General features: G+C 45.5%; 18 protein-coding genes. 9 read left to right on the top strand and 9 right to left on the bottom strand.

All coding sequences use genetic code 11. The annotated features are described in order from the left end of the window. Positions 1-3 precede the first annotated feature (3 nt). The gene (locus MC7420_RS11765; RefSeq protein WP_006100603.1) at positions 4-1566 is read right to left on the bottom strand and encodes an AAA-like domain-containing protein; all 1563 of its coding nucleotides are present in this window, start codon (positions 1564-1566) and stop codon (positions 4-6) included. Between the two features lie 786 nt (positions 1567-2352). On the opposite strand from MC7420_RS11765, the gene MC7420_RS11760 reads away from it, so the two are divergent. The 4 genes from MC7420_RS11760 to MC7420_RS11745 all read left to right on the top strand — a co-directional run bounded on the left by MC7420_RS11760 (position 2353) and on the right by MC7420_RS11745 (position 10020). Then, positions 2353-2601, top strand: coding sequence for a mersacidin/lichenicidin family type 2 lantibiotic (locus tag MC7420_RS11760; protein WP_006100521.1), 249 nt, complete (start codon positions 2353-2355; stop codon positions 2599-2601). Between the two features lie 155 nt (positions 2602-2756). After that, the gene (locus MC7420_RS11755) at positions 2757-6047 is read left to right on the top strand and encodes a type 2 lanthipeptide synthetase LanM family protein (RefSeq protein ID WP_006100547.1); all 3291 of its coding nucleotides are present in this window, start codon (positions 2757-2759) and stop codon (positions 6045-6047) included. 140 nt (positions 6048-6187) lie between these two features. Continuing rightward, positions 6188-8338, top strand: coding sequence for a peptidase domain-containing ABC transporter (locus MC7420_RS11750; protein ID WP_006100406.1), 2151 nt, complete (start codon positions 6188-6190; stop codon positions 8336-8338). A 185-nt stretch (positions 8339-8523) separates the two neighbouring features. After that, the gene (locus tag MC7420_RS11745) at positions 8524-10020 is read left to right on the top strand and encodes an HlyD family efflux transporter periplasmic adaptor subunit (RefSeq protein WP_006100673.1); all 1497 of its coding nucleotides are present in this window, start codon (positions 8524-8526) and stop codon (positions 10018-10020) included. Between the two features lie 135 nt (positions 10021-10155). Here the strand turns inward: MC7420_RS11745 and MC7420_RS11740 are convergent, their stop codons facing one another. The 5 genes from MC7420_RS11740 to MC7420_RS11720 form a co-directional block, all read right to left on the bottom strand. Continuing rightward, positions 10156-11433: a serine/threonine protein kinase gene (locus MC7420_RS11740; protein WP_006100539.1), complete on the bottom strand. Its 1278-nt coding sequence runs from the start codon at positions 11431-11433 to the stop codon at positions 10156-10158. Continuing rightward, a complete protein-coding gene (locus MC7420_RS11735) occupies positions 11420-12862 on the bottom strand; it encodes a serine/threonine protein kinase (protein WP_006100736.1) in 1443 nt (480 codons plus the stop codon). The genes MC7420_RS11740 and MC7420_RS11735 overlap by 14 nt, the downstream gene beginning before the upstream one ends. Positions 12863-13091: 229 nt before the next feature. After that, the gene (locus MC7420_RS11730) at positions 13092-14045 is read right to left on the bottom strand and encodes an ADP-ribosylglycohydrolase family protein (protein ID WP_006100533.1); all 954 of its coding nucleotides are present in this window, start codon (positions 14043-14045) and stop codon (positions 13092-13094) included. 89 nt (positions 14046-14134) lie between these two features. Then, positions 14135-15130: an SPFH domain-containing protein gene (locus MC7420_RS11725; RefSeq protein ID WP_006100544.1), complete on the bottom strand. Its 996-nt coding sequence runs from the start codon at positions 15128-15130 to the stop codon at positions 14135-14137. A 71-nt stretch (positions 15131-15201) separates the two neighbouring features. After that, entirely contained in the window at positions 15202-15630 is a 429-nt protein-coding gene (locus tag MC7420_RS11720) for an NfeD family protein (RefSeq protein WP_044206649.1), read from the bottom strand. 286 nt (positions 15631-15916) lie between these two features. Between MC7420_RS11720 and MC7420_RS11715 the strand changes: the two genes are divergently transcribed. Then, the gene (locus MC7420_RS11715) at positions 15917-17896 is read left to right on the top strand and encodes a PP2C family protein-serine/threonine phosphatase (protein WP_006100607.1); all 1980 of its coding nucleotides are present in this window, start codon (positions 15917-15919) and stop codon (positions 17894-17896) included. 311 nt (positions 17897-18207) lie between these two features. Here MC7420_RS11715 and MC7420_RS11710 read toward each other — a convergent pair whose 3' ends face one another. The 3 genes from MC7420_RS11710 to MC7420_RS11700 form a co-directional block, all read right to left on the bottom strand. Beyond that, entirely contained in the window at positions 18208-19332 is a 1125-nt protein-coding gene (locus MC7420_RS11710; RefSeq protein WP_006100632.1) for a substrate-binding domain-containing protein, read from the bottom strand. A gap of 18 nt (positions 19333-19350) precedes the next feature. Then, positions 19351-20073, bottom strand: a complete 723-nt coding sequence (locus MC7420_RS11705) for a hypothetical protein (RefSeq protein ID WP_006100657.1) — start codon at positions 20071-20073, stop codon at positions 19351-19353. 127 nt (positions 20074-20200) lie between these two features. Further along, positions 20201-21913 carry a VWA domain-containing protein gene (locus tag MC7420_RS11700; protein WP_006100540.1) on the bottom strand — a complete coding sequence of 571 codons (1713 nt, stop codon included), beginning with the start codon at positions 21911-21913 and terminating at the stop codon, positions 20201-20203. A gap of 543 nt (positions 21914-22456) precedes the next feature. Between MC7420_RS11700 and MC7420_RS11695 the strand changes: the two genes are divergently transcribed. From MC7420_RS11695 to MC7420_RS11685, 4 genes are all read left to right on the top strand, one after another. Then, positions 22457-24082 carry an NB-ARC domain-containing protein gene (locus MC7420_RS11695; RefSeq protein WP_006100701.1) on the top strand — a complete coding sequence of 542 codons (1626 nt, stop codon included), beginning with the start codon at positions 22457-22459 and terminating at the stop codon, positions 24080-24082. A 90-nt stretch (positions 24083-24172) separates the two neighbouring features. Continuing rightward, positions 24173-26029, top strand: coding sequence for a serine/threonine-protein kinase (locus tag MC7420_RS11690; RefSeq protein ID WP_052307460.1), 1857 nt, complete (start codon positions 24173-24175; stop codon positions 26027-26029). 233 nt (positions 26030-26262) lie between these two features. Continuing rightward, positions 26263-26448 (top strand): DUF6888 family protein, encoded by a 186-nt coding sequence (locus tag MC7420_RS43330; RefSeq protein ID WP_390435281.1) that lies wholly within the window; start codon positions 26263-26265, stop codon positions 26446-26448. Further along, positions 26432-26920: a DUF6887 family protein gene (locus MC7420_RS11685; protein WP_044206643.1), complete on the top strand. Its 489-nt coding sequence runs from the start codon at positions 26432-26434 to the stop codon at positions 26918-26920. Before MC7420_RS43330 ends, MC7420_RS11685 begins: the two co-directional genes overlap by 17 nt. The last annotated feature ends 80 nt before the right edge of the window (positions 26921-27000 follow it).

Below are 27000 nucleotides of genomic sequence, written 5' to 3'. Positions count from 1 at the left end.
TCGCTAGAATTCATAATGCATGATTCGCTGAAAATAGTGCCGATATAACTGACAACGAGGAATGACGCGATCGCGCTTTCGCTGAATCAGTCCCATACTGTATAATTGGTACGCCTGCATAGTTTCGATTCGCACGGGTTCGGTGGCACTAACAACCTGTTTTAACGCAGCAGCTAATTCCGAATTTTCTTTGAGGATTCCCCAATGTCGGCGCAAATGTGCTTCATAGATTCCTACTTCGGTTGGCGCATCTTGTAATAATTGGCAGAGCGTTACCTCCTGACGCGCTAAGTGATAAAGTCCTAATCTGACTAAATACGGATGTCCCCCTACCATCGCCATGAACTCTTGGACTTGTGTCTCATCCCAATCCAGTTGATAGCGTTGAGCTAAATCAGCGACTTGTTGCGAGGTAAACTCTGGCAATTCTACCGGTAATCCCACATTAAATGGGGATTGATTAATATCCAAGAGTCCATAATCTTCCGTTGAATGTGCTACGACTAATCGCAATTCTTCCCAACTATCAACCGTCTTGGCTTCTTCATGCCAACTACGTAACATGGGAAAGAAGCCTTGAGCAACATCGGGGGATTGAAACACCCGATCCGCTTCATCTAATGCCAAAACTAAGGGTGACTCCAGTTGTTCTAATAAATGATCTTGGATGTAGGTTGTACAATTAACAATACTGCCCCGATCCTGATCCCAATACTCATCCAGTTGAGCATCCAGTTTGAGTTTAGAACTGATACAAACACACAACCAGCGCAAAAAGCGATTCAGACTGCTAAAAACGTCCGCCTCAGCTTGGAGCAAATTTAACCGCACCGTGGCATAACCTTGCTGTTCTGCATAGTCCAGAATCCGGTCTAGCAGCGACGTTTTACCCATTTGCCGAGGTGCTTTAATCCGAATCAGCGCCCCAGGTTGACGAATTGTCTGATAACAACGCTCCTCAATGGGAGGGCGTTCTATATAAAACTGAGAATTGAGTTCCACTGAACCATTCGGTAGTTCCCCAAGAAGGGCGGGTTTAGTTAAGTTAGAGGTTGTCTTTAGAATGTTATCAGTAAAACCCGCCCCTACAACTCCCTGCTTCTGTTCCCGTTGCTGCACGCCTGTGGTTACAGAAGGCGGTGGTGATGCAGTCGGGGCGACTTGTTTGGACTTTTCCGGGCGGCGACGTTCCCACTCTAGATTAAACCGTTGCATAATCGCCTCTTTATCGTACCGTTTGTGCCAGAGTTTCAGGGTAAAGTGCCAATCATGTAATCCTTTCTTTCCCGGACGATTATCTTCTAGAATCTCGACAAAATCTGCTAGCCGTCTCAGCGCTTCTTTAATTTGTTCGCTATTTAATTTGCCTTCATAGGGATCTAAGGATGTCAATTCTTGGAGAAATCGCACCTTTGTCCTGACAACCAACTGGTTTTCACTTTGCCAGTTGACTTTTATCTGTAGATGTTCTGTATTCTCCCACTCGTCATTGGCGTAAGCCAGCAACGCTTCTAACAGGCGCTTTGCCCGTTTTTTTGCTTGAGGTCCATAGTTCGGTCTAGCCATCGACAAGTCCCACCCGGTAAAAACGTTGGGGGGGTTCCCCTAAGTTGGGTAACATCCCCTAACGATTTATCCCCCATTGTAGATAACTTCTCGCTACCAGCACAGGTAGCAAAGTTGGGGGTAGTTCCCCCGTTGGTAGTAGGCACGCTTCGTGCCTCCCTAATCTGTCATTGGAGAACAGAGCATAGCATAGTCACTGACTTTTCATGGTATGTGGCGCAACGTGAGTATAGAGACGTGCCATGGCATGTCTGTAGGGGCGGGTTTCACTACTATCTTTTCGGTGGCGCCCGGATATGACTAAACCCGCCCCTACTCAGGTTTCTAGACTTCCCGTGAAAAGTCAGTATAGCTGTTGGGGTTCTAATACCGTTTCGCTTTTACTTTGCCCCCAATGATTCCCTCAGTAGAGGGTTGACAAATTTCGCTTCATAATAATTTTTTTAGGGAATTGGTATAATTTGCGTTCTTGAGAGCAATCTCACCATCGACAAGTCAAATCTAGCAATAAAGTTGGGGGAATTCCCTAATTAAGCGACTTCCCCTAACTGTTTATCCCCCATTGTAGAAAACTTTTAGCGTCAAGCCTAGGCGATTAGCTTGAGGGAAATTCCCCCAACTATTCTGAATTCATGAGTCAAATGACTCGCGATTGAGCAAAGAAATGATTGAGAGTTGCGATGTTTTTTCAGAGCGTTCTCGATTATTTTATAGCTCGGTAATGCCAATCCTGGCATTCACTCTGTTTCAGTTGTTTTGAATTGACTCAACTTAAGGAGAAAAACAATGTCAAATCTTGACATCATTCGTGCTTGGAAAGATGAAGAGTATCGCAATAGCTTGAGTGACGAGCAACGGGCGCAGTTGCCTGAAAACCCCGCAGGGATGATTGAACTGTCAGATGAAGATATGGGTGCGATTTCAGGAGGATTTGCTGCTTCTCGCTCCGTTTCAAGACAGGGCGGATGTAGCTGTAGCTGTGGTGGTAACTGTTGTAGTAAGCCACAAATACAGAATATTGCAGCACTATTGTAGATTTTGATTTGATGTGGATGGGATATAAAAATAACCGTTTTCTAGGATAAAACCAAAGAAGAAAGGTAAATTTTTATAGCCCACCATTCTCTTCATATGACAGTGCTTTACTAGCAAATTTCATCTTTCGTGAATATTCTCAGGAGACTAACACTATGCATCAGACATCCTTTCAATCTTCAGCTTGGTACAATGCGATTCCATTAACTGAACGCATTACATTCCTACGCACGCAGCAGAGCAAGACACCAAAAGTTGAAGTTAATGTGGCTCTTGCTCAACGCCGGATGCAACGATGGAAATCGCAATTTCCATTTACGAATGACTCTTACTTTGATCAACGTCTCACCATGGATGCAATTACAGAGAAGGAATTTATTTACCTTCTTGGTGAACCCACTGATGTTATGAAAACTCGTTTTTCAGCTATCCCAGATTGGTTGACAGACTTGGCTCAGGCTTTTTTTCATCCTACCTACTCCAATGCCACTATAATTCTCCCTCCACAGAAGCTTGGAGAGCAAAAAGAATCGGGATTTTTGTACGCCATCGAGCCACTGATTAGCCAAGGACTTGACCGCTTACATGAAGGAATTCAGAAGCTAATCCAAACATACCAAAATTTACCCTTCGATCCCACGACAATTAAAGCCTTGCTATTTGCAAATTTACCAGGTGAATTACTCTGGATGTTGAATCGTACAATGATTTTAGAACTCAATGTAGCGCGTTTGCAAGGATTATTAGTTGGTGACTTGCCAGAGGATCGATTTCAAAGCTTTTTAGAACGCCTACATCAGCATGAGGTGGTAATTTTTATCTTAAAAGAGTATCCAGTTTTAGCCCGTCAACTTGTGATTAGCATTAACCAATGGGTCAGCTATAGCTTGGAATTTCTTCAACACCTCTGTACTGATTGGTCAGATATCCGTACCACATTCAGTCCAGAAGCAGAGACAGGTGTAATGGTTCAAATAGATGGCGGCGTTAGCGACACCCATCGAGGCGGACGTTCTGTGCTAATTGCCAAGTTTAGCTCTGGCTTTCAGATAGTCTATAAGCCAAAATCTCTAGCTGTTGATGTTCATTTTCAGCAACTCCTAGAATGGCTTAATCAACGAGGTAATTATCCCCCATTTCGCACCATAAAAATAATAAATCGTGGTACTTATGGTTGGGTGGAATTTGTTACTGCGAAAGGCTGTAATGACCCAGAATGTCTACAAAATTTTTATAAGCGTCAGGGCGGTTATTTGGCGCTATTGTATGCACTAGAAGCTACCGATTTTCACCTGGAAAATTTAATTGCAGTAGGCGAACATCCGGTTTTAGTTGACTTGGAGTCACTATTTCATCCCCGGATTGAAAGCATTGATATTAAGAAATCAGAGCAACTTGCTATCAATACAATTGATAACTCTGTTTTGCGTGTTGGTTTACTGCCCCAACGCTTCTGGGCAAATGCTGAATCTGAGGGAGCTGAGATAAGCGGCTTAGGAGGGAAAGAAGGTCAACTAACACCCCATCGCGTCTCGTATTCGGAAGAAATAGGGACAGATGAAATGCGGGTAGCCCGTAAGCAAATGCCAATGTCAGGCAGTCAGAATCGACCAACTCTGAATGATGCGGAAGTGAATGTACTGGATTACACTGAGGCAATCATCACTGGCTTTACCAACATATATCAGTTGATTTTGCAATATCGGGATGAGTTGCTATCAGAAAATAGTCCTTTGGCTCGTTTTGCAGAAGATGAAGTACGCTTTCTCCTAAGACAAACCCGCAGTTATGGTCTATTATTACATGAGAGTTTTCATCCTAACTTGTTACGCAATGCCTTAGATCGTGATCGCTTTTTTGACCGACTCTGGGTGGGAATAGAAAAGCAGCCATATTTGACAAAGGTGATTGCTGCTGAACGTGATGACTTGTGGCAAGGTGATATTCCCATGTTCACAACTCGCCCTAATTCCCGCGCTATTTGGAGTAGTTTTAATAAAAAAATTGCCGATTTCTTTGATGAAACAGGCATGACTTTAGTGCAACGTCGTATTCAACAACTCAGTAATGCTGATCTCAAGCAACAGATATGGTTTGTCCGTGCTTCTCTCTCTACATTGGCAATGGCAGAGGAGCAAGCAAAATGGCCAACTTATCATTTGAATAAACCGCAAAATAGTGCCAGTTATGAGCAACTGGTGGCAGCAGCACAAGTAGTGGGCGATCGGCTAGAGAAGCTGGCATTGAATGGTGAGAAAGATATCTCTTGGATTGGTCTAACGCTCATTGAAAAACACTGGACTCTCACTGCATTGGAAATAGACCTTTATGAGGGTCTACCAGGGGTTATCCTATTTCTTGCGTATCTGGGTGCTCTAACTGAACAAAAGCGTTACACTGCTCTAGCAAAAGCGGCATTGGTAACAATGCAACGTCAGGTAGAGAGTAGTAGAGAATACATCAAGTCACTCGGTGGCTTTAGTGGGTGGGGTGGGGTAATTTATACTTTGACCCAGCTAGGGGTTTTGTGGAATGAGCCAGAACTGCTAACTGAAGCTGAATCACTCGTCGAGCAGTTCCCGAATTTGATTTCAAAAGATGAACAACTGGACATTCTTAGTGGTACAGCCGGTGGTCTTGCCAGTTTAATTAGCCTATATCGTTGCCGACCATCCCAACGCACACTTGCGGCTGCAATTCAATGTGGCGAGCGCCTGATCACTACTGCTAAACCGATGGAATATGGAGTTGGTTGGACAACCCAGATTGCTGAGTTAAAACCGCTGACTGGTTTCTCTCATGGTGTAGCTGGGATTGCTTGGGTGCTACTAGAACTTGCCAGCTTAACTGGTGAGCAACGTTTTAAAACAACGGCTCTAGCTGCTATTGAATACGAGCGCAGTCTCTTCCGTCCTGAAGTGGGAAATTGGCCCGACTTGCGCGATTTTTCCAGTTCAATTCTGGCAGATAAAGACGACAACCAACCGACTTGTATGACGGCTTGGTGTCACGGTGCGCCAGGAATTGGGTTAGGGAGATTGCGATCACTTCCACATCTTGATGATGCCAAAATTCGTACTGAAATTGATACAGCCCTAAAAACCACTCTGGAGCATGGATTTGGTAGCAATCACTCTCTATGTCATGGCGACTTAGGCAATCTGGAATTGCTGTTACAAGCCAGTCAAACCTTTGATGATCCACAGTGGAAAACTCAAGTTGATCGCTTTGCCGCCATTATCCTCGAAAGTATCGATAAATATGGCTGGCTCTGTGGAGTGCCGTTGGGAGTTGAAACACCCGGACTCATGACGGGTCTTGCAGGTATTGGCTATGGCTTATTGCGTTTGGCAGCACCAGATCGCGTACCCTCAGTGCTGGTACTGGAGCCTCCCAAGCTGAATAGAGCAGTGCAGAAAAGTACAGACTGTGCGATCGCAATCTAATCACATTTCACCTTAAAGACGCAACTCCTAAACTCGGTTGGTGATTAGAGACTAGGGATTGGGAAGCAAACATCCTAAGTTCCCATCCCTAGTAGGGCAATGTAATTCACCACAATCGTGAAGTTTGATCAGCACTGAAAATGAAATACCCAAATGTTCTCCAACACAGTGAAGAAGATTGCGGCGCTGCTTGTATTGCCTCCATCGCCAAACATTACGGACGCATTTTCACGATTAACCGCATTCGCGAACTTGTCGGAACTCGGCAACAAGGTACAACCTTATTAGGATTAAAACGAGGGGCAGAAACACTCGGATTTCATGCACGGTCAGTTAAAGCACCTGCTGAAATTTGCGATAGAATCAAGGAAGTCCCTCTCCCCGCCATTATCCACTGGAAAGGCTATCACTGGGTTGTTTTATATGGCAAACAGGGCAATAAATATGTCGTGGCTGACCCTGGCGCAGGCATTCGATATCTCTCCAAAAAGTGGCTTTTAGAAGCCTGGACTGATGGCGTAATGCTCTTGCTTGAACCTGACCCCGTTCGCTTTTTTGAGCAACCGGATGAAAAAGAAAAAATTGGCGGATTCAGTCGCTTTCTTAAACGGGTTTGGCACTATCGCACCCTACTTTCCCAAACACTGCTGATCAACTGTGTTCTCGGTTTGCTCTCCCTGGCTTCTCCTTTCCTGCTACAAATCCTCACCGATGATGTACTAATTCGAGGTGATACCCAACTGCTAACCCGTGTGGCTATTGCTGTCTGTATTATGCACTTAATTAGCAGCAGCCTCCAACTGATACAATCGAATTTAATCGCCCACTTTGCTCAACGTCTAGAATTGGGACTCATCCTGGAATTTGGACGCCAAATTCTCCGCTTACCCCTGCAATACTACGAATCTCGTCGCAGTGGCGAAGTGGTTAGCCGCCTAGAAGATATTCAAGAAATTAACCAACTCATTTCCCAAGTAGTTGTTAGTCTTCCTAGCCAATTTTTTATCGCCTTTATTTCCTTGGCATTCATGCTTATCTATAGCGGCACACTCACCGCTATTGCTGGTGTAATTGCCCTGTTCATGACCCTATCAACCCTAATTTTCTTACCCAGCCTCCAGCAAAAAATCCGTAATGTCTTAGTCTTATCTGCCGAAAACCAAGGGGTTTTAGTGGAAACCTTTAAAGGCGCAATTACTCTAAAAACCACCACCGCCGCGCCTCAATTTGGCGAAGAATTCCAAAGCCGCTACGGACGCCTTGCGAATGTCACATTCCGAACAGTTCAGATTGGGATTATTAATCATGTTTTTTCTAATTTAGTTTCTAATATTGGTAGTATCGCTTTACTTTGGTTGGGCAGCACGTTGGTAATTAGTCACCAATTAACCATTGGTCAATTGTTAGCCTTTAATAGCATGAATGGCAATTTTACTGCCTTTATCAGTACCCTAGTTAGCTTTGTGGATGAATTCACCCGTGCCAAAACAGCAACCCAGCGGCTTACGGAAGTCATCGACGCGATACCGGAAAGCCCAGATGATACGAAAAAACCGTGGGCAAAAATTCCCAGCAATGCTGATATTAGTTGCACCAATCTTAACTTTCACCATGCTGGCAGAGTTGACCTATTGCAAGATTTTACCTTAACAATTCCTGGGGGCAAAGTTATCGCATTAATTGGTAAATCTGGCTGTGGTAAAAGTACCCTAGCCAAAATCATTGCTGGCTTATATCCAGCGAATTCTGGTAATATTCGCTTTGGTCTTTATAACCTACAAGACCTATCCTTAGACGGTTTGAGACAACAGGTAGTTCTGGTTCCCCAAGATGCTCATTTTTGGAGTCGCTCAATTATCGAAAATTTCCGCTTAGGCACTCCCCATGTCACGTTTGAGGAGATTGTTACCGCTTGCCAAATTACTGGCGCTGATGAATTTATCAGTAAACTACCCGATAAATATCAAACGGTTTTAGGCGAATTTGGCGCGAATATTTCCGGCGGACAACGGCAACGATTAGCCATCGCCAGAGCCATTGTGAATAACCCAGCCGTGCTGATTTTAGATGAATCTACAGGTGCCCTCGACCCCGTGAGTGAAACAGACGTGTTGGAGCGATTACTGCACCACAGAAAAGGCAAAACAACGATTATGATTAGCCACCGTCCCCGCGTGATTCAGCGTGCGGATTGGATAGTTTTGCTTGAACAAGGGAAATTAAAACAGCAAGGTTCGGTTGAAGAGTTACGCCATCAATCGGGAGAGCATTTGGACTTTTTAATTCCGTAGATGACTGTTTCTGTGTAAGTTTAAGCCAAAACCTTTAGCGCTTCTCGTTTACAGCTAAGAGTTTGTAGTCAGATTGCGGCACTAAAGTGCCTACTACGAACAAGTTTGTAGTAAGCGCTTGAGCGCTGATGGCACTAAAGTGCCTACTACGAACGTTCTAATCGAGTTCATCATTTATTATTCCTATGGTTAGTACCTCTCAACAGGATTTTTTGCCATCCATTCAAGATAATGAATTTCTACCCCCAATTAGTCGCTGGAGTACGCTGGGTGGACTGTTTATTGTCGGTTCTATGGGAGTTGCGATCGCACTCGCTTCTGTGTTCAAGTACAATATCACTGTTAAAGCGGCTGCCAATGTCCGTCCGGCTGGTGAATTACGTCTGGTGCAAGCGACGACAGAAGGTCAAGTAACGGGCATTTTTGTCAAGGAAAACCAATCGGTGAACCAAGGAGATGTAATTGCGACTATCGACGACTCCCGCCTACAAACCCAAAAAAGGAATGTACAAAGCAGTATCCAACAAGCCCAGTTACAACTCACTCAAATCAATGCCCAAATTCGTGCCATTGATAGCCATAGTTTGGCAGAAACTGACCGCATTAACCGCGCTGTTACCTCGGCTGAGGCAGAATTAACTCGCCGCCGTCGGGATTATCAGGATCAACAAATTACTACCACCGCCGATGTTGCAGAAGCCGAGGCGAATGTCAGATTATCTCAGGAAGAATTGCAAAAAGCCCAAGTTCAGTTACAATCAGCTCAAGCTGATCTAAACTCAACAATAGCCGCCTTAAATGCTGCCCAGGCAAAGTTTAAGCGATATCAACCCATCGCCGAATTTGGTGCCCTTTCTCAGAACCAATTAGAGGAAGCTAAACTCGCCGTCACTCAACAACAGCAAGCCGTTAAATCCCAACAAGCTGCTGTGGAAGTGCAAAAACAAACCATAGAACAACAATACCAAACCGTTGCGGCGGCGAAAGCGAGACTAAAACGGGCATTAGCCACCCTGAATCCCACTCAAGCAGACGTTGCGATCGCGCAACAGCGTATTCCCCAAGAAAAAGCGATCGGTGACGCCACTCTCGCCACCTTAACCCGCGAACGAGACGCCCTCATCCAGCAGCGAATTGATATGCAAAAACAACTTGAACGGGATACCCACTCCCTCAAACAAGCCGAAATTGACCTCAGCCAAACCCTAATTAAAGCACCAACCGACGGTATTCTATTTAAGCTCAACTTACGCAACTCCAGTCAAACGGTACGCCCTGGAGAGGAAATTGCCCAACTTGCTCCCACTCCCAGTAACACCACCCTAGTTGTCAAGGCGTTAGTCGCCGCTCAAGACATCGGCAAAGTCAAGACAAATCAGAAAGCACAGTTACGCATTTCAGCTTGTCCGTATCCCGATTATGGTACTCTCAACGGCGTCGTCAGCACAATTTCTCCTGATGCTATCACCCCACCCGGAAATGAAGCGGCAATCGCTTCTAACCCAACCCGAAATTCCGCCTTTTTTGAAGTCACGATTAAGCCAGAAACCCTGTCTTTACGTCAGGGTAATAACTATTGTCCCATTCAATTGGGAATGGAGGGAACGGCTGATATTATTTCTCGGCAAGAAACGGTTATTCAATTCTTGCTCAGAAAAGCAAGATTGATGACAGATTTATAAGTCGGATGTTGATATTCTAAGAAAACAGGGTCAATAATTTAAGCTCAATCACCCTTCCACAGACGTGCCATGACATTATGGCAAGCTGGGGGAGCAAATGACCAATGACCAATGACTAATGACCAATGACGATATTCAAGAACGCAACTGTTCCAAAAAACAATTCAACTCTTGCACTAGCCACTCCTTTTCGGTTGACTTGAGAAATTTACCGAAACGATGAGTACGAACCCCTTCGACAATAGCACAAGACCGAATGACTTGACCGTTTGAATTGTAGCGAATGTCTATCTCCAGTCTGTCAATATCTGCCGTTCGTCCCTTACGCCAATATCTTAATCCCAGTATTTGCCACTGCAACTGGAAGTTTTTTTTGTTGAATTTTAAGTAAATGTGACTGAGAAACTTGTCCCGAATGACTATTAATAAGGGTAGGATGCCGATCATAAAAGGCAAAACCCAAATTAGTCCAATAAATACGATTAGGGAACCGACCACCACATACCATGAGAAGAAGGGAATATCTACAAGGATATAGTCACGGTGTTTTTTCAAGACGATACGATTACTTATTGATACAGACGGCTCAATGAATGAATTTTGATCAGCAAGTTTACCCTGTAACGCCATTAAAGCCTCCTGAGCCGAAGCAAATCGGTCTTCAGCAACGGGTTCGAGCATTTTCTCTAACCAGTTCGCTAATTCTTTTGATTTTACCTGAGCGCGAACATCAATTTTGAGGCGGCGTTGAGGTAAATCGGCTGGAGAACGACGAGTCACTAAAAATAATAATGTTGCCCCTAAACCGTACAAGTCAGACGTGACATAAGCTTGCCCTCGAAATTGTTCGGGTGCCATGTATCCATAGGTTCCGACGACTGTACTTCCTTGAGTCAAGGTGTTCCGATAAACATTTTGGACTGCCCCAAAATCGACTAAAAATGCATTTCCTTTTTGATCCAAAATAATATTTTGGGGGTTAATATCTCGGTGAATAATGGGAGGGGTTAAATTATGGAGATAGTCGAGAATTTCCAAAAGTTGTCGGGCAATTTTCCGAACGTTAGCCTCATCCGGTTGCCACCCTTGTTTTACCAACCTGGCTAGAGACGTTCCAGGCGCTAATTCTTGGACAAGATAGAACCAGTGATTCTGGGACGTTTCGACCTGAAAATAATCCAAATACTTGGGAATTGCCGGATGATTTAAACGGGAGAGAACTTTGGCTTCTCGTTCAAAGAGCTCCAAGACTTTCCAGTCCGCCATTCCCACTAAAGACAATGCTTTAAGTGCCACCTTTTGACCCGTTTTTGGGTCTTGTGCGGCGTAGGTTGTCCCCGTTCCCCCACTACCCAGAATCTGGATAATTTGATAACGTTTAGCGATACAATCTCCTGGATTATGTCCGTTCATAATCATCCTCCGGTTTCAGGTGAGGATAACGCTGATGCAGGTGTTCCAGAAAGGCGGTTACTTCCTCAATCACCCACTCCCGTTCCCGTTGGGAAATAAACTGGGCAAATTCAATGCGTTGATGGGACATTTGGGTGACAAGTCGGCACTTGCGTACAGGTATTATATAGGTTTCTGATTTTCTCATTAATTTCGTTTTTGCTCTATACTGGGTAATAATTTCGAGCCGTTTCAGATCAGCGGTTCGTCCCTGAATTGTTTTATTTAATCCCAATAGTGTCCACTGCAACTGAAAGTTTTTTGAGTTAATCTTGAGTTGAATGTGACTGGCTGCACGCAACACAATATCTAATACCGATATCTTATGCATTGTAATCATAAGACTGATGTATAACCCGAGAAAGAGCCAATAAATGCTATTTGGGATAGCAATTGTCAAAACGGCTAGTACTGTGATTGGAATTAAGAGCAAACTCCATGCCAAAGGATTTAAATAGCCGCCAGTTCCATTAAACCCAGCCGGCGGAATGGTGATCACGAACTGTTCTTTTGTGGCGGTCAACGTAATCTGACTTCCTGCAGGACGACGGCGATTTTCGATAACAGGTTGAATGAGGGTTTTGGGATTTTGCAAAGCATTTAATGCTGCCCGAGCGGAGAGGAATCGATCCTCCACCACAGGTTCTAACATTTTGTCCAGCCAGTCGGCAAATTCTGGCGACACATTCACACGAGAACGAAAGTCAAGTTTTAACCGTTTCTGGGGTAAATCAGCAGGGGAACGGTGAGTGAGTAGAAATAGTAAGGTAGCCGCTAAACCATACAAATCAGAAGCGGGATAAGCTTGTCCTCGATCTTGTTCCGGCGCCATGTAACCAAAGGTACCAACCACAGTCATCCCCTGGTTACGGCGATTCCAATAGGCATGACGTACTGAGCCAAAATCCACCAGAAACACCTGTCCATCCTCTCGGCGGATAATATTTTGGGGTTTGATATCGCGATGAATAATTGGGGGCGAAATGTGGTGAAGATAGATCAGGGTTTCTAGGATTTGGACGGCGATATCCTTGATTTCATCTTCTTGGGTATGCCAACCGCTTTGAATCCAATCAAACAGCGATCGCCCCGGGGCTAATTCCTGCACAATATAGAATAAACGGGTTTGGGGAGTATCCACCTCACAGTAATCCAGGTAATTGGGGATAGCTGGATGATTGAGGTAAGATAGCACTTGGGCTTCCCGTTCAAATAAATCCAAGTCTTTCCAGTCTTTGATCCGGCGCAAGGACATTTCTTTGATCGCTACCCGTTGATTGTTTTTTTGGTCTTGCGCCTCGTAGGTTGTGCCCGTTCCTCCCTGCCCCAGGATAGCTATGATACGATACCGTTCGGCAATGATATCCCCAGGCTGATGCGATCGCTTCATACAAAACTGCCCGAATTGATATCTTTATTATAAAATCGTCATTGGTCATTGGTCATTCGTCTCAAATCTAAACAACAAGAGGGCGGGTTTTGTTGATAAGTTATCGGTATACCCATCAATTAAACGGCTAAACCCGCCCCTACAATAGGATATAACTTTTGCCTCCTTTTACTCTTCTACCTGTCATTGGTCATCCTCGCTCCCTTGAGAAGCAAGCTACGTCTTTTGTTTAGTTTTCCGAGGTTAGAGCTGACGCTAAACGTTTGGCGAGGTCAAAAATATCGTCTTTTCTGGCAATTTGGTCACGCCAGTCTTGGGGAATTTGTTCTACTCCGTAATACAGTCCCGCTAATCCGCCTGTAATTGCAGCCGTGGTATCTGTATCGCCACCTAAATTAACCGCTTTTAACACGGATTGGGGATAGGATGTGCTGGTTAAAAAACACCAAAGCGCGGCTTCTAAGCTATGAACGACATAACCACTCGATTGAATCGCCTCCATAGTAAACTGGGCGATTTCTCCCTCTAATACTCTGGCAAATTTATCGAGTTCTGAGGTGTAGGGGGGTTGATTGTAGAGTTTTTGAATCTTTTGAATTCCTTTGAAATAAGCGGGTTCTGGAGCATCACGTTTTAGTAATTGAATCGCGATACTGATATAAATTCCACATGACATCTGAGAACGGAGATGAGCATGAGTAATGCTAGAAACCTGGTGAACTCGGTGAATTAAATCAGGAAATTCGAGGGATTTATAGTAAAATGCCATGGGCAGAATTCGCATCAATGACCCATTGCCGTTACTTCGTTCATCCCTACCCCCTGATTCTAAGGAGGAAACCTGATCCCAACTCAAGCGATGTAGGGCGGCGGCTGTTGTCATCCCAATATCGAAAACCGTTCCGTGAGGTGTCCAATAGGCTTGATCATGCCAACGACAAAAGGATTGTGCGATCGCGTCGAGGCAAAATCCCTGACAGAGGCTTTCGGCTAAACAGAAGGTGAGAGAACTGTCATCTGACCAAGTTCCTGGGGGCTGATTGTAGGTTCCATAGCCCTGCATAGTAGTAACAGGCGATCGCAGGCGTTCCTCCCTGGTGGTAAATTCAACAGGTACACCCAACGCATCGCCCACACAGACTCCCAGGAGTCCAGCGAGGACTTGAGATTGGCGGGTTTCCATGAACAATTCCTCCCCACTTCAGACAGCAAAAAAAGGTGGGCATAGCCCACCCGAAAACGATGACAAATAACAAATGATCCTTTACCAGCTTAACGGGTATTGTGCGACTCAAAATTGAACGGTTCCGAATCCAACGATTCGCGATCGCCAACCATGGATCGAATCCCCTCAATCGTAGCTGGAATTGCACGGGGGTCCATAAACATCACCTTGCTACTATCGCTACTGCCAATCTCTTTACCCATCTCTAGGTAATTCTGTGCCAGTAAGAACTGTAGGGCATCACGGGCAACGGGATCACTCTTGAGTGTCTTCGCCACAATTTGCAGCGCCTCTGAGGTAGCTTGCGCCTTGAGAACAGACTGCTGGCGTTCGGCTTGAGCTTTGAGGACAATCGCCTTTTGTTGCGCCTCTGCGTCTAAAATCGCCGCCTTTTGTCGCGCTTCTGCATCTAGCACCTGGGCTTCCGCGTTCCCTCTAGCACTATTAACGGCTGATTCCCGTTCCCCTTCGGAAGTGAGAATTGCCGCCCGTTTGCGCCGTTCGGCTGACATCTGCAACTCCATTGAGTCTTGTACCGCCTTGGATGGCACAATATCCCGCAATTCCACCCGTGTCACTTTCACGCCCCAGGGATCAGTAGCAATATCCAATTCCCGCAGCAAGGTTTCATTCACTTCAGAACGTGCCGTAAAGGTTTGATCCAGTTCCAGTTTGCCCATTTCTGAACGAATCTGCGTCAGCACTAAATTCACCATTGCTGCTTGCAGATCTTCTACCTTGTAGTAAGCTTTTTCCATATCCATGATCCGCCAATAGACCACGGCGTCCACGCTGATAGAAACATTATCGCAAGTGATGCACTTTTGGGGAGGAATGTCAAGCACTTTTTCCCGAATCGTTTCCTTAAATACGACGCGATCTAGAACCGGAACCATAATATTCAAGCCAGGTTCCAGCTTTTTGCCACTGTATTTCCCCAATCGCTCAACCAACGCTTCATTCCCTTGATTGACAATCTTAATGGAGCTAGCAATTCCGGAACCGCCAAGCACCACAACAATGAGCCAAGCGAATATATCCATGTTATTTTACCTCCTAAAAGTTTGATAATATGCCACCGACAAAGAATAGCCAGTGTTTTCAAACGGAAAATTTAATGTAAGAGATCCTGGGGAACCACAATGAGTGTGTTACCTTGACGGCGGACAACATAAACCTTTTGGTTGGGTGCGATCGCCGCCATTTCATCGTCACAACGCGCTTGCCAGGAATTGCCTTCATAGAGGATGCGTCCCGTTTCTCCAGGGGGAATTTCGGTCAGGGTTCGAGCTTCCACAGCATCGAGACGTTTAGCTACCTTGGCGGCTGGGAGAATGCGGCGAGATGCAATCACCAGCGCTGTGGATAGCGCCAACCATAGCACAACTTGTACCGGAAACAGGGGAATCATTAACGCCACCAGCGCCACGACTAACGCACTAATTCCCATGGTAAAGGCAACAAACGCCGTCGGGACGAATAGCTCCACCAGACAAAGCATTGATCCTGCCAGGAGCCAAAGTAAGGAAGGATTGAGTGACATATAAAAATCCAGTGTATCCTGGGTTGAAAGCCTTTTATTCTAGTTTAATTCGCCAGTCCGCCATTTCTTGTAGGAGCTGGGGTGTTCCAGACGTGCCATGGCGCTATGGCGAGCAACAGGCAATGAAAAATGACCAAGAATGAGGGACAAACTATAGACACAGCGCCATGTTTTGATTATGCTTATTAATTCTAGGGGAATGATAGGGAATTAAACTCTGAATCGGGACGCTTGGTATTAAAACACTCCAGTTGCCAATTCATTCCAAAATTATTTTTTAAGATTTATGAGTACTGATCAGCCGCAAACTAATCATTATCTGTGGGCAGTAGGTGCAACGGCTGCATCGATCCCAGTGGGGGAAATGGTTGCCGAACGGTATCAAGTCGTCGCCCCCCAAATTTGGCTGGATCTGCACCCAGAGGAGTTACCCCAGGCTCCCGATCGCTTATGTGAAATGTTTCTCCCCTATCTACGCCTGTATCCCCATCGTTTGCACGTTCCAGAGGTTTATGGGGTTTGTGCAGGGGCAGACTCGGAATCAGATACACCGATTATTTTGCTGGAAAATGTCCCAATTAACAACAACGGTGAACTCTATCCGGCGATTACGTCACAATGGTCAAAAGCCTCCCCTGTGCGTCAGATCTATTGGTTATGGCAAATTTTAGAGTTATGGCAACCGTTAGTTGAATTAGGTGTAGCCGCTACCCTGGTTGATCCCGAACAGGTGCGAGTCGAAGGCTGGCGGGTGCGACTGCGGGAACTGGTTAGGAATGGGACGACGGATTCTGATCCCGCACCTGTCCCCCTGTCAGTCAGAGGTAAAAAAATCGACTCATCAACCAGTGCGTCTAGAGGTACAACAACTTTACCCCACTCCCGAACTCAGGCGAGTCTGCAACAGCTAGGACAATGTTGGGAATCTTGGTGTCGCACAGCATCCGTGGCGGTGGCGGATCAACTGCGAGATATCGCCCAGCAAATGCAAACGCCTAACCCCTCCTTTGAGGCAATTGCCGTTCAGCTTAATCAGCTTCTGTTGGCTCAATCTTCGCAACAACCCTTACGTTTAGAAGTAGCTGGACTCACGGATACGGGTCCTTTACATGACCACAATGAGGATAGTTGCTATCCTCTGCGATCGGATTTGACCGCAGAACCTGATCCCCTGATTCCCCATCTCTCCCTCGTCTGTGATGGGATTGGCGGACATGAAGGCGGCGAAGTCGCTAGCCATATCGCCATGCAGTCGGTGAAAATTCAGGTGCGGGCGTTGCTAGCTGAGTTACTTGAAGATCCGGAACTGATGAGTCCGGATTTAGTGGCACAACAACTATCGGCAATTGTTCGAGTTGTCAATAATCTTATTGCCTCCAAGAACGACCAACAAGAACGAGAATCCCGGCGGCGCATGGGTACAACTTTAACCCTAGCCCTACAATTGCCACAAACGGTGATTCAATCGGATAGCGAAGGCAATAGTCACGAACTCTACATTGCCAGTGTCGGGGATAGTCGTGCCTACTGGATCACTCCCGACTACTGCCAACAGCTTACTGTCGATGATGATGTGGCAACGCGGGAAGTCAGGATGGGTCGAAGTTTTTACCGTCATGCCTTACAGCGCCCAGATTCTGGCGCATTGACCCAAGCCGTAGGAACTAAGGATGCGGAGTCTCTTTATCCCCATGTACGCCGCTTGATTTTAGAGGAAGATGGTTTATTGTTGCTCTGTTCAGATGGGGTAAGTGATAACAATTTGATCGAGTCTGTTTATGGGGATTTTGCCAAAGATGTGTTCAGTGGCAAGCTATCCCTAGAAGCAGCAGTACAGTTTCTGGTTGATCAGGCAAATCAACGAAATGGTTATGATAACGCCTCGGTTGTTCTCACCTATTGTGGTGTTTCTCCACAATATCCGGTGGTGTTGAATCTGGACGGATTACAACTGGAAAATAATGCCCAGACTATCGAGTTAGAGACTCAATTGCCAGCCACAGAGGAACCTGTTGGTGAGGAGGACGAGGAAATGTCCGAACCTATAGACGTTGAAGTCGCATCCTCTAGTCAGGATTGGTTCAAGATCATCTTAGGAGTTTTTGGGATACTGGTGATTATCCTCTCGGCGGGCGCTGCTGTGTTTATTGCCCAGTGGTTACTCAATCCCCAAGCATTCAAACAAATGCGCGATCGCTTTTTGCCTCCTCAACCGATAGAACAGCCTGAGTCTATCCCTGATTCACCACCTGAATTAGAGGATTAAGAGACAGGGTGTAGCGACAATGGTGCGTTACGCTACGCTAACGCACTCTACAGATAGATCCTATGCATTAGTCTATGAACAATGAACGGTAAACAATCAACACAAATAACTTTTTCTAACATCTCGTTACCAAAATGGTTACGGGGACATGTTAAAGAGTGAGGGATTTTAGAATCGAAGGTAAAGCTAAAACTCCTCATGCCAAATATCGTGGGACTTAGAAAGTTCCACGGTTTTTTATGACGGCTTGCTGAAATGGTACGTTATGGTTCCTATGAAAAATGACAAATGACGAATGACAAATGACTTCATTAATTTGCCCTCTCCCACAACCGTTGAATTTCAGTTAACACTTGCTTATCCGGGGGTGGAATCACGTTTCCAGGGGGATTTATCTCAGCACCTGGAATAGTCTGAGACCAAGGACTATTGGCAACGGTTTGTAAATCAACGGTATTATTAACGGGACGGAAACCGTACTGCACAAACACTTCCTGTTGGGGCGGTTGAGTCAGAAACTCTAAAAATTGTTGGGCAGCTTTTGCCTTACCTTCATTCACATTACGTCGTACAATGGCTGCGGTAGATACCGTTTCAATTGTCGGATCAAGGTAATAAATTTGGTAGGGTTTGCCTTGATTCGCGGCTGATTGCTGCCAACGATAAAGGGCAATACTTTCATACACGGTCGCCACATCTGCATCATTGGGACCCCGACTGATAAATTCTTGTAGTAATATGTCAGTTGAACGGGGCGGCTGATAGACGGAACGCTTAATTAAACTAAATAAAGAATTAATTTCAGGATTGTTTAATGCAGCGCTGCTGAGTATACGTCCGCCTAATTTAGACTGCGCCCATAGTCCTAACGTTACCTGACCACTATTAGAACGGGTAGGATCTGTAATCACAAAATCAAAACTCCCCCAATCGTTATTCCCGCCAATTTCTTCCCAGTTTCCTGCTTGCATGGCTTGTTCAACCCGTTGCCATTGGAAACGCCCGTTGGGAAACAGAATAGTGCCACGTTGAGTCCAAGCTACACCCACAAGGATCGTTTTGGCAATAGGTTGAGGCGTATTGTAGAAAGGTTCACCATTCTGTTGCGCCTGAATGCGATCGCGTAATTCCTGTACAATCTCGCTACTGGCGGGAATGAGTACCGTAGGCTGGAAGTCGTTCTGGTTATCAATATAGTTATTTACCATATCCTGGGAACCTTGAAACTTGAGTTCTAAGTCAATTCCCGGATTTTCTTCTTCAAACTTGGCTTCTAGACTTTGCAGGGGTTCAGCCAGTTCAGTTCCACTAACCACCACAACAGTCTGGTTGAATCCAGGTAAAGGGGCATAAGTTAAACCTAAAGATACCAGGATAATGCCAATGGAGGTTAACAGCCGGGTTGGATTTTGAGATTGACGAGTTTTGGTTGCCATTGTTCTGGTGTACTTGGATTATTTTGTTACCAATAGATCGAAACTCTCTTCTAAACTATGAAGTTCTTCACTCAAGGAACGGAGTTCTCTGGCTTGTTCGGAGTCATTTAAATCGGCAGTTCTTAGCTTATTTTGGAGTTGCTGTAACACCCCGGCTGCATCAGCAATCATAGTCGAAAGGCTGGTAACTTGTGCTTGACGCGCATCTTGTCCCTGACGCGCTAACTGGAGATTACGCTGCAAGCTTTCTGTAAGTTTATTAAGTTGGTCTTTAGCAACACCACTCGCTTGGGTTTGTTTGTGATTGACCTGTTCGAGTTGCTGTTGTAAATCACTGACGGATAGTAGGGAATCAGCCCCCTGAAAGCGTTGAGTCAACTGGTCAACTTTAGCAGGTAATTCAGAGGCGCGATCGCACGCATACTGAACGGCGGCGAGTAACTCGACTTCTAAGCCATCGCTTAAGAGTTTAGTGGCTTCTGATCGCAATATCTCTGCTTTCCCTGCTAACGTCTGGGCTTGCTGTTTGACCAATTGCAGTTCCCGCGCCAGTTCCGGGTTCTCTAGATTCAACGTTTCCGGTTCTTTCGATTTGAGTGCGATCGCACCGCCTGTGGCAATAACGGCGGCAAAGGGTAACATGACCACACTGGATAAGTTAGCCAGACGAACGCCAACAACAAGAACAATTCCGCCAGCGAGTACAGCTAAAGGGTAGTTAAGTGGATTTGCCAGTTTCATAAGGTTTGAGTTTTGAGTATGTAGGGGCGGGTTTAGGGACTAATGTTGATTCTTTTCCCTAGCTTGGCTACAAAACCCGCCCTTTACTTACTTGACGAATGACCAATGAAATAATACCAATGACCCATTAGAATTCAACCTGTAAATCATCCATAACCGTCGCAATCGTTTCGGGATCTCCTTTACGGTAATAGCCTGCATTCAGGTCAGCAATTGCCTTCAGCGCCTCCGGATCAAAATCACCTTCCTTACCATAACCAATGGTAAAAAATGCAATTCGCTGATCACTATTAAACCCACTTTGTTGCAATTCTTGTTCTAGTTGATTCAGATTAATCTGAGACCCCGAATCTTCCCCATCGGTGAGAATTAGCACCGCATTAATCGCATCCGGGCGAGGATTGTCTTGTAACCAGTTACGGGCATAAAGTGCCGCATCATAGAGTTTAGTCCCTCCATAAGCTTGAAGACCACTAATAAACTCCAAACCACGATTCCGTCCGGCATCGGTTCCCTCGACCAACACAGGTTGGCTAATTTCATCATTAAAATCAATCAGGGCAATCTTATCTTTAGATCCGAGGCTGTTAATGTAGTTCTGCAGTGTATTCTGTACAGCAGGTAATTTATTTCCTTGCATCGAACCCGATGTATCCACTACCACAACCACCTGGGAGGGTTTCTTTGCCACCTCTTGCCAGGAGGTTAACATTGCCTCAACAACTTCGGGTTGCGGGGGACGATAGGAATCATATTTCGCTTGGGGATCAACGCCAAACTCTGGAATAAACTTCGGTCCTAAAGCGACGCCTGGGGTTCCCGGACGCAAACCCAGTTCCGTGGCAATTTGTTGGGCTTCAGGCGATTGTAAATAAGTAACAACCTTCTCGGCGGCGGCTTTTTCTTCCTCACTCACCCAAGGCGCATTGGGGATAATCGCCCGCATATTTGAGGTAAAGGTGGCGTTGGGATAAACGGCTTGGTAACGGGGTTGATTCGGTTGGGGGTTCGCATTTGCCGCAATCACTGAAGACTCATAAACTGAACCCACAGATGCCCAAAACGGTCCATTTTGCACCATGGCTTCCGCTAGAGAATCAGTGGAAACGCCATACCGAGTAATTTTGCTTTGGATTTGCTGAACTTGGGATTCATAGTTCTTAACATCTTCCGCCGTTAAATCTTCGGGACGCTTCCCCGAAACCGCCGCATATTGGGCGACTAAGGTTTGTAAGCCAGAATTAGAACGGGTGGGTGCGGTATGGACGTAGTGAACGGCTAAGGGGGGACTGGCAGGGTCGATATCTTGATGGGTTTCAGCCGTGACTAGGGCTTTGAACGGATTAGCTGTGTTCTTCAATCCTGTTGCAACATCCTCCTGTGCCATAAAGACCATCGGACTATTTGCCAGCAGGGGGGAGTCGGGAATCTCTGGAATGTAGTTTTGTCCGGGAAATAGCTGATTCATCCGGTAGATTAACTGACTTTGATAAATCTCGCCATCAACGGAAATCAAGGTGGGCAATTCCGCAGACTCGGCTTCCAGAGTGCCATTTTTGAGTTGTTCGGCTTGAGAAACCAAGCTAGTAACAATATCGCCACTCCCCATCGATTCACAAGTTAGGCGGATGGCGGTGCCATTATCAAGTTGGGGCTGTTGTTGATTGAAGTTTTCTGCCGCTTGGTTGCAGAAGTCTCCCAAGGCGCTACCTGCTAGGAATTTAATGGTGAGACCACTGAAATTGTTTGGATTCGTGTTACTCCCGTTACAAGCGCTGAGGAGTAGAAGGCTGAGGACAGCCGTAAGGCGAGTGATTAATGGGCGAGGTTGCAGATGCATAGAAGCCTCTACATCAATGACTAGGTATTATAACTCTAGTGTAGGAGCGATCGCGTCTCTTTGAGGATTAAAATAGAGAGTCCGTAGTCAGGGCTTTAGCCCTAGATCGTTAAGAGAAAGTTATCAAAAATTTCATTGCCCTGGTGAGGAGGAAGTCACAGCTACATAAACAAAGTCCGCCTGCGCGGACTAAATTATACAGAGGATAGTCAAACCAGATTGAGTATCCTCAATAAGGGCGGGTTTTGTTGCTCAGTTATTAATACAAAGCTAGCTTGAATGGCTAAACCCGCCCCTACAATTAACTGGCTTTGCCCGATTTGGTATTGGACAGTACCAGGTAATTGCTCTTTAGCTCAAAAGTATATATGATAAAATTGTCACAATAAACGCCAGCCTTCTGGAAGATTACTTTAGTTCAGGGCTGACTGGAGCGTGACTCCATTATTTGGGTCATGACACCTTTGAATGTGTGCTTTTATCCATAACGTTAGAAATTGCTCTAAAATCGATCTTGACAAATGGCAAAACTAAGGTGAGACAGTGCCGACTCTTAAAGCCTCTCAATGGGGACTCGCTAAAATCAAGCAAGCCAGAAATGAAAAGGGGTGGAGTTGGAGTCTTGATGATGACGACACCTGCTTGCTTGAGGCTAGTCGAATACTGGAACCGGATAAACCGTGGTATACTGGCGGACCTTATGCCACTGGACTCTCCCAAGGGACATGGAAACGGTTTTTAGCCGGAAGACAACCCATTAGTGCTCATGCCTTTAAAGCATATTGTCACGTTCTAGGACTCAACTGGGAAGAAATTGTCGATCAAGGCAAGACGACACCCTCCAATAGTCGTAGTCACCAAGATTGGGGAGAAACCATTGACATCTCCATCTTTTACGGTCGCACGTCGGAACTGAAACAGCTAGACCAATGGATTGTCAAAGAACGCTGTCGTATCGTAGCACTCCTGGGAATGGGGGGAATCGGTAAAACCGCCCTGGCAGCGAAGGTAGCTGAACAGGTACAATCTTCCTTTGAATATGTGATCTGGCGATCGCTACGCCATGCTTCACCCCTGGGTGATCTCCTCACTGAGATCATCGACTTTTTATCGGAGGGTAAGGAACGAGAGTCACCCGATACCACTAACGGTCAAATTTCGCAACTGATGGACTACTGCCAACGCCATCGCTGTTTGTTGCTCCTCGATGATGTGGAAACTATCATGAGTAGTGGCAGGTTAGCCGGACATTATCGAGAAGGGTATCAAGACTATGGGGAACTGATTCGGCGCATGGCTGAAGAACGCCATCAAAGCTGCTTATTGCTGATTAGTCGGGAAAAACCGATAGAAATTGCCTCATTAGCGGGTACAAAACTCCCTGTTCGAGAACTCAAACTCAAAGGCTTAAGTGCGGAGGATGCCAAACGCATTTTAGAAACGAAAGGATTTTCCTCCTTAAAGTCAAGTGCTGATGCCCTGATTCAGCTTTATCGCGGCAATCCTTTAGCCCTAAAAATTATGGCGACAACGATCCAAGAAATATTTGACGGAAATATTTCGGAATTTTTAGAGCAAAGTACATTAATTATTGGTGATATTCTACCGAATGTTTTTAATCAACAATTCCAACGTTTATCTCCTTTAGAACAGGAAATCATTTATTGGTTGGCACTGGAAAATCAGCCGCTTTCAATTTCGGAATTCAAAGAGGCAATGAAGTTTTCGGTGACATCCTTATCGAAACTCCTGGCGGCGTTGGAATCCCTCAAACGCCGATCGCTGTTGGAGAAAGAACCCAATGCCGAAGCTAATGAAGCGATTTTTACCATTCAGCCGGCTTTGTTGAAGTATGCCACCAATCAATTTATCGACCAGGTGTGTCAGCAAATTTCAACTGTTTGTCAAACAAAATCCGTAAGTCAACTGGGGCTACTCAGGAGTCATGCCCTAGTCAAAGAACAGGTATCCGATGATCTGAAGACGCTACAAATTCGCCTAATTCTTACTCGCGTCAGGGATCGATTGTATGTGTTAAAAGACACAGAGCGCCTAGATGATCAACTTAAAGCGATTCTTTCTATACTAGAAGGAACATCTGACCAAATGGTGGGATATGCACGACTTAACACGATCAACTTACTGGATGCGATTGAAGGCAGATTGTAAGCAGACCCTAGAGGTTTGGCATAAGTGGCGAAGCAAAAAGAGATAAGTGATACTGCGACATAGCCAAGATTACTGTTTCTAACCCCCCTCATGATATACCCCAACCTGTTGCTTCAAAACCGTTATCGAGTCCTGCGAACACTCGGTAAAGGTGGGTTTAGTCAAACCTTTGAAGTCGATGATCAGGGAATTGCCAAAGTTCTGAAAGTTCTGAATCTGGATCGGTTCTATAGCCATGATGCGAAAGAAAAAGCTATATCCCTCTTTCAGCGGGAAGCCACAGTCTTGAGTCGGCTTCAGCATCCCGGTATTCCTAGAGTTGAGTCAGATGGCTATTTTGTCTGGTCACAGGGGACAGAAGTCTCCCTGCACTGCATAGTCATGGAGAAAATTGAGGGGCTTACGTTAAAGCAGTGGCGATCGCGTCGGAACAAACCGCTTCTGAGTCTAACTCAAAACCAGGCGATCGCGTGGTTGAAACAATTGGTCGATATTTTAGAACAACTGCACAAACAAGAGCTAATCCATCGAGATATCAAGCCCTCCAATATTATTCTGCGACCCAATGGGCAACTGGCATTAATTGACTTTGGGGCGGTGCGGGAGATCACCGAAACCTACTTACAACGGCAAAAACAAGATGAAACCGGCACCGTGATTATCTCCAGTGGGTATACACCACCGGAACAAATGGAAGGTAAAGCCGTGGCGCAATCAGATTTCTTTGCCCTAGGTCGCACCTTTGTCTATTTATTCACAGGCAAATCCCCCAACGATTTTGAGTCTCATCCCCGGACGGGCAAATTGCAATGGCGAGAGAGTGCGCCGCAAGTTAGCAAAGAATTAGCGGATTTAGTCGATTATCTGATGGCGACGTTTCCCGGTCAACGCCCGCAAACCCCAGCCATGATTCGCCGTTGTATTGAAGACATTATTGCGCCCACCCCCTCCTTACCGCCACCAGCACCGATTCCGATCAAGAAGCGATCGCCAATTCAGTCCAAAGCCAAAGGACTGATGTCTCTGATTACTCAGTTATTGCCTATTTCCACCTCACCCAATCCCTGGGAAAAGGTAAAGCTGCGCCGGACTCTTTCTGGACATACGGATGAGATTCGTGCCATTGCTATCAGTCCAGATGGTAAGACGTTAGTCAGTGGCAGTTATGACAAAAGCATTAAACTGTGGGCATTACGCCTCGGCAAACCTTTGCATAACTTAACTGGACATAGCCACCGTGTAACCTGTGTGGCAATTAGTCCAAATGGTCAGATTTTAGCCAGTGGCAGTTATGATAAAACCATCAAGCTGTGGTCACTTAGCACCGGAAAACTGCTCAATACCCTGGTCAGTCGTGCGGATCGGGTGCGAGGTATTGTATTTAGTCCTAACGGTCAGATCCTCATCAGTAGTGGGGACTGTGAAATTAAACTCTGGGCGGTACGGACGGGCAAACTGCTACGTATTTTAGCCGGAAACTCCAATTCAGCCCGACATATTGCCTTTAACCCCGATAGTCATAGTTGTGCCGTGGGCAGTTTGAATGGCACCTTAGAACTGTGGAATCCTCATAATGGTAAACCGCTAATGACGTTTACCAATCAATCGACGAGCATTACTTGCCTAGAATTTAGCCCAGATGGTCTGATCCTTGCCAGTGGTAGCAGTCGGGCAATAACCCTCTGGAATCCTCAATCGGGTAAACTATTACGGACGTTTGCCCCCGAGTCACCAGGGGTGGCGGCTTTGGCATTTAGTCCCGATAGTCAAGTTCTCGCCAGTGGAAGTGGTGCGCTAATTGAATTGTGGGATGTTCAAAATGGTCAACGATTAACTAAGCTGTCAGGACATGCCCAACCCGTTCGTTCTCTAGGGTTTAGTCCCCATGGGGATATTCTCGTCAGTGCGGGGAGCGATCGTAAAATTAAGCTTTGGCAGTCAGTTTAAGCTGTTCGGCATTTAAACCTTAATGTCAATAATGACGAAATCCTTGTAATGCGTTTAGCGAAGCCATGCCGCAGGCTTTGCATCTTCCTCGCTACTAATACCCAATTTAAATAAATGCATGACGGCTCAACGTTCTGTCCGTGCGATCGCTGTTCAGCTATAGGGCAAGAACTAAAGTATCAAGGGCTGGAAAAATGTAAACTAGATAGACTGAAGTGGATGGAGGATGAAAAATTTTTCCAACGGCAGCCCAGGCATCGAAGTGTTACTTAGTTTGTTATGCTTTAACCAAGATGTACCAGCCTATTTTCCTTGTTCGCATCGATGAACGGACAGGCAATCTTTTTATTCTGGCTGGGGACGATATAGAAATATTAATTGACCCTGATGGTGAGTTAATTTATGACAATGCAACCTAATTTTCAGACAATGAGTAAAAAGGAATTACGATCCTATTTGCTGGCTCATCGAGATGACGATAGCGCTTTCTATGCTTATGCAGATAGAGTCTATGACTCTGTGGCTACAGTAGAAGCAGCCGTTTTTGAGTGGTTAAAGCGTCAAAATCCTCACCAGGAGATTATCAAGGCTCCGGACAAGTGTTTAAGGTTTCTAATCACAGATAAGGACGAAAAAGTCAAGAGGATAAACGTGCATATAATAAATTCTTCGATAGCTGATTATAAAACGCTATTGGAGATAAAAATCCAAGATATTAATAGTGATAGCCAGAAAAACAAAGTTGATTTGTTTGTAGTTTTTGTTAGTGAAAATTGTAAAAATGCACTGAATTTAAAAAGAGATATAACCGAATTACACTCCAACAGTGTTACGAAATCTGCACGAGTCGTTGGGTATGTTGACTCAGATGGAAAATTTAAGGAAATTTAAAACCTAGATTGCATTTAGAATAATTAAGCTGTCATGCATTTAAATTGGGTATTAGTAGCGAGCAAGATGCTCGCACTACA

Origin of the sequence: Coleofasciculus chthonoplastes PCC 7420, assembly GCF_000155555.1 — a bacterium.
GTDB lineage: Bacteria > Cyanobacteriota > Cyanobacteriia > Cyanobacteriales > Coleofasciculaceae > Coleofasciculus > Coleofasciculus chthonoplastes_A.
This window is presented reverse-complemented; position numbering and strand designations above follow the sequence as displayed.

Excerpts from the sequence above, each read along its gene's own strand:
- MC7420_RS11765 (WP_006100603.1), bottom strand. The coding sequence starts at position 1,566 with ATGGCTAGACCGAACTATGGACCTCAAGCAAAAAAACGGGCAAAGCGC.
- MC7420_RS11760 (WP_006100521.1), top strand. The coding sequence starts at position 2,353 with ATGTCAAATCTTGACATCATTCGTGCTTGGAAAGATGAAGAGTATCGC.
- MC7420_RS11755 (WP_006100547.1), top strand. The coding sequence starts at position 2,757 with ATGCATCAGACATCCTTTCAATCTTCAGCTTGGTACAATGCGATTCCA.
- MC7420_RS11750 (WP_006100406.1), top strand. The coding sequence starts at position 6,188 with ATGAAATACCCAAATGTTCTCCAACACAGTGAAGAAGATTGCGGCGCT.
- MC7420_RS11745 (WP_006100673.1), top strand. The coding sequence starts at position 8,524 with ATGGTTAGTACCTCTCAACAGGATTTTTTGCCATCCATTCAAGATAAT.
- MC7420_RS11740 (WP_006100539.1), bottom strand. The coding sequence starts at position 11,433 with ATGAACGGACATAATCCAGGAGATTGTATCGCTAAACGTTATCAAATT.
- MC7420_RS11735 (WP_006100736.1), bottom strand. The coding sequence starts at position 12,862 with ATGAAGCGATCGCATCAGCCTGGGGATATCATTGCCGAACGGTATCGT.
- MC7420_RS11730 (WP_006100533.1), bottom strand. The coding sequence starts at position 14,045 with ATGGAAACCCGCCAATCTCAAGTCCTCGCTGGACTCCTGGGAGTCTGT.
- MC7420_RS11725 (WP_006100544.1), bottom strand. The coding sequence starts at position 15,130 with ATGGATATATTCGCTTGGCTCATTGTTGTGGTGCTTGGCGGTTCCGGA.
- MC7420_RS11720 (WP_044206649.1), bottom strand. The coding sequence starts at position 15,630 with ATGTCACTCAATCCTTCCTTACTTTGGCTCCTGGCAGGATCAATGCTT.
- MC7420_RS11715 (WP_006100607.1), top strand. The coding sequence starts at position 15,917 with ATGAGTACTGATCAGCCGCAAACTAATCATTATCTGTGGGCAGTAGGT.
- MC7420_RS11710 (WP_006100632.1), bottom strand. The coding sequence starts at position 19,332 with ATGGCAACCAAAACTCGTCAATCTCAAAATCCAACCCGGCTGTTAACC.
- MC7420_RS11705 (WP_006100657.1), bottom strand. The coding sequence starts at position 20,073 with ATGAAACTGGCAAATCCACTTAACTACCCTTTAGCTGTACTCGCTGGC.
- MC7420_RS11700 (WP_006100540.1), bottom strand. The coding sequence starts at position 21,913 with ATGCATCTGCAACCTCGCCCATTAATCACTCGCCTTACGGCTGTCCTC.
- MC7420_RS11690 (WP_052307460.1), top strand. The coding sequence starts at position 24,173 with ATGATATACCCCAACCTGTTGCTTCAAAACCGTTATCGAGTCCTGCGA.
- MC7420_RS11685 (WP_044206643.1), top strand. The coding sequence starts at position 26,432 with ATGACAATGCAACCTAATTTTCAGACAATGAGTAAAAAGGAATTACGA.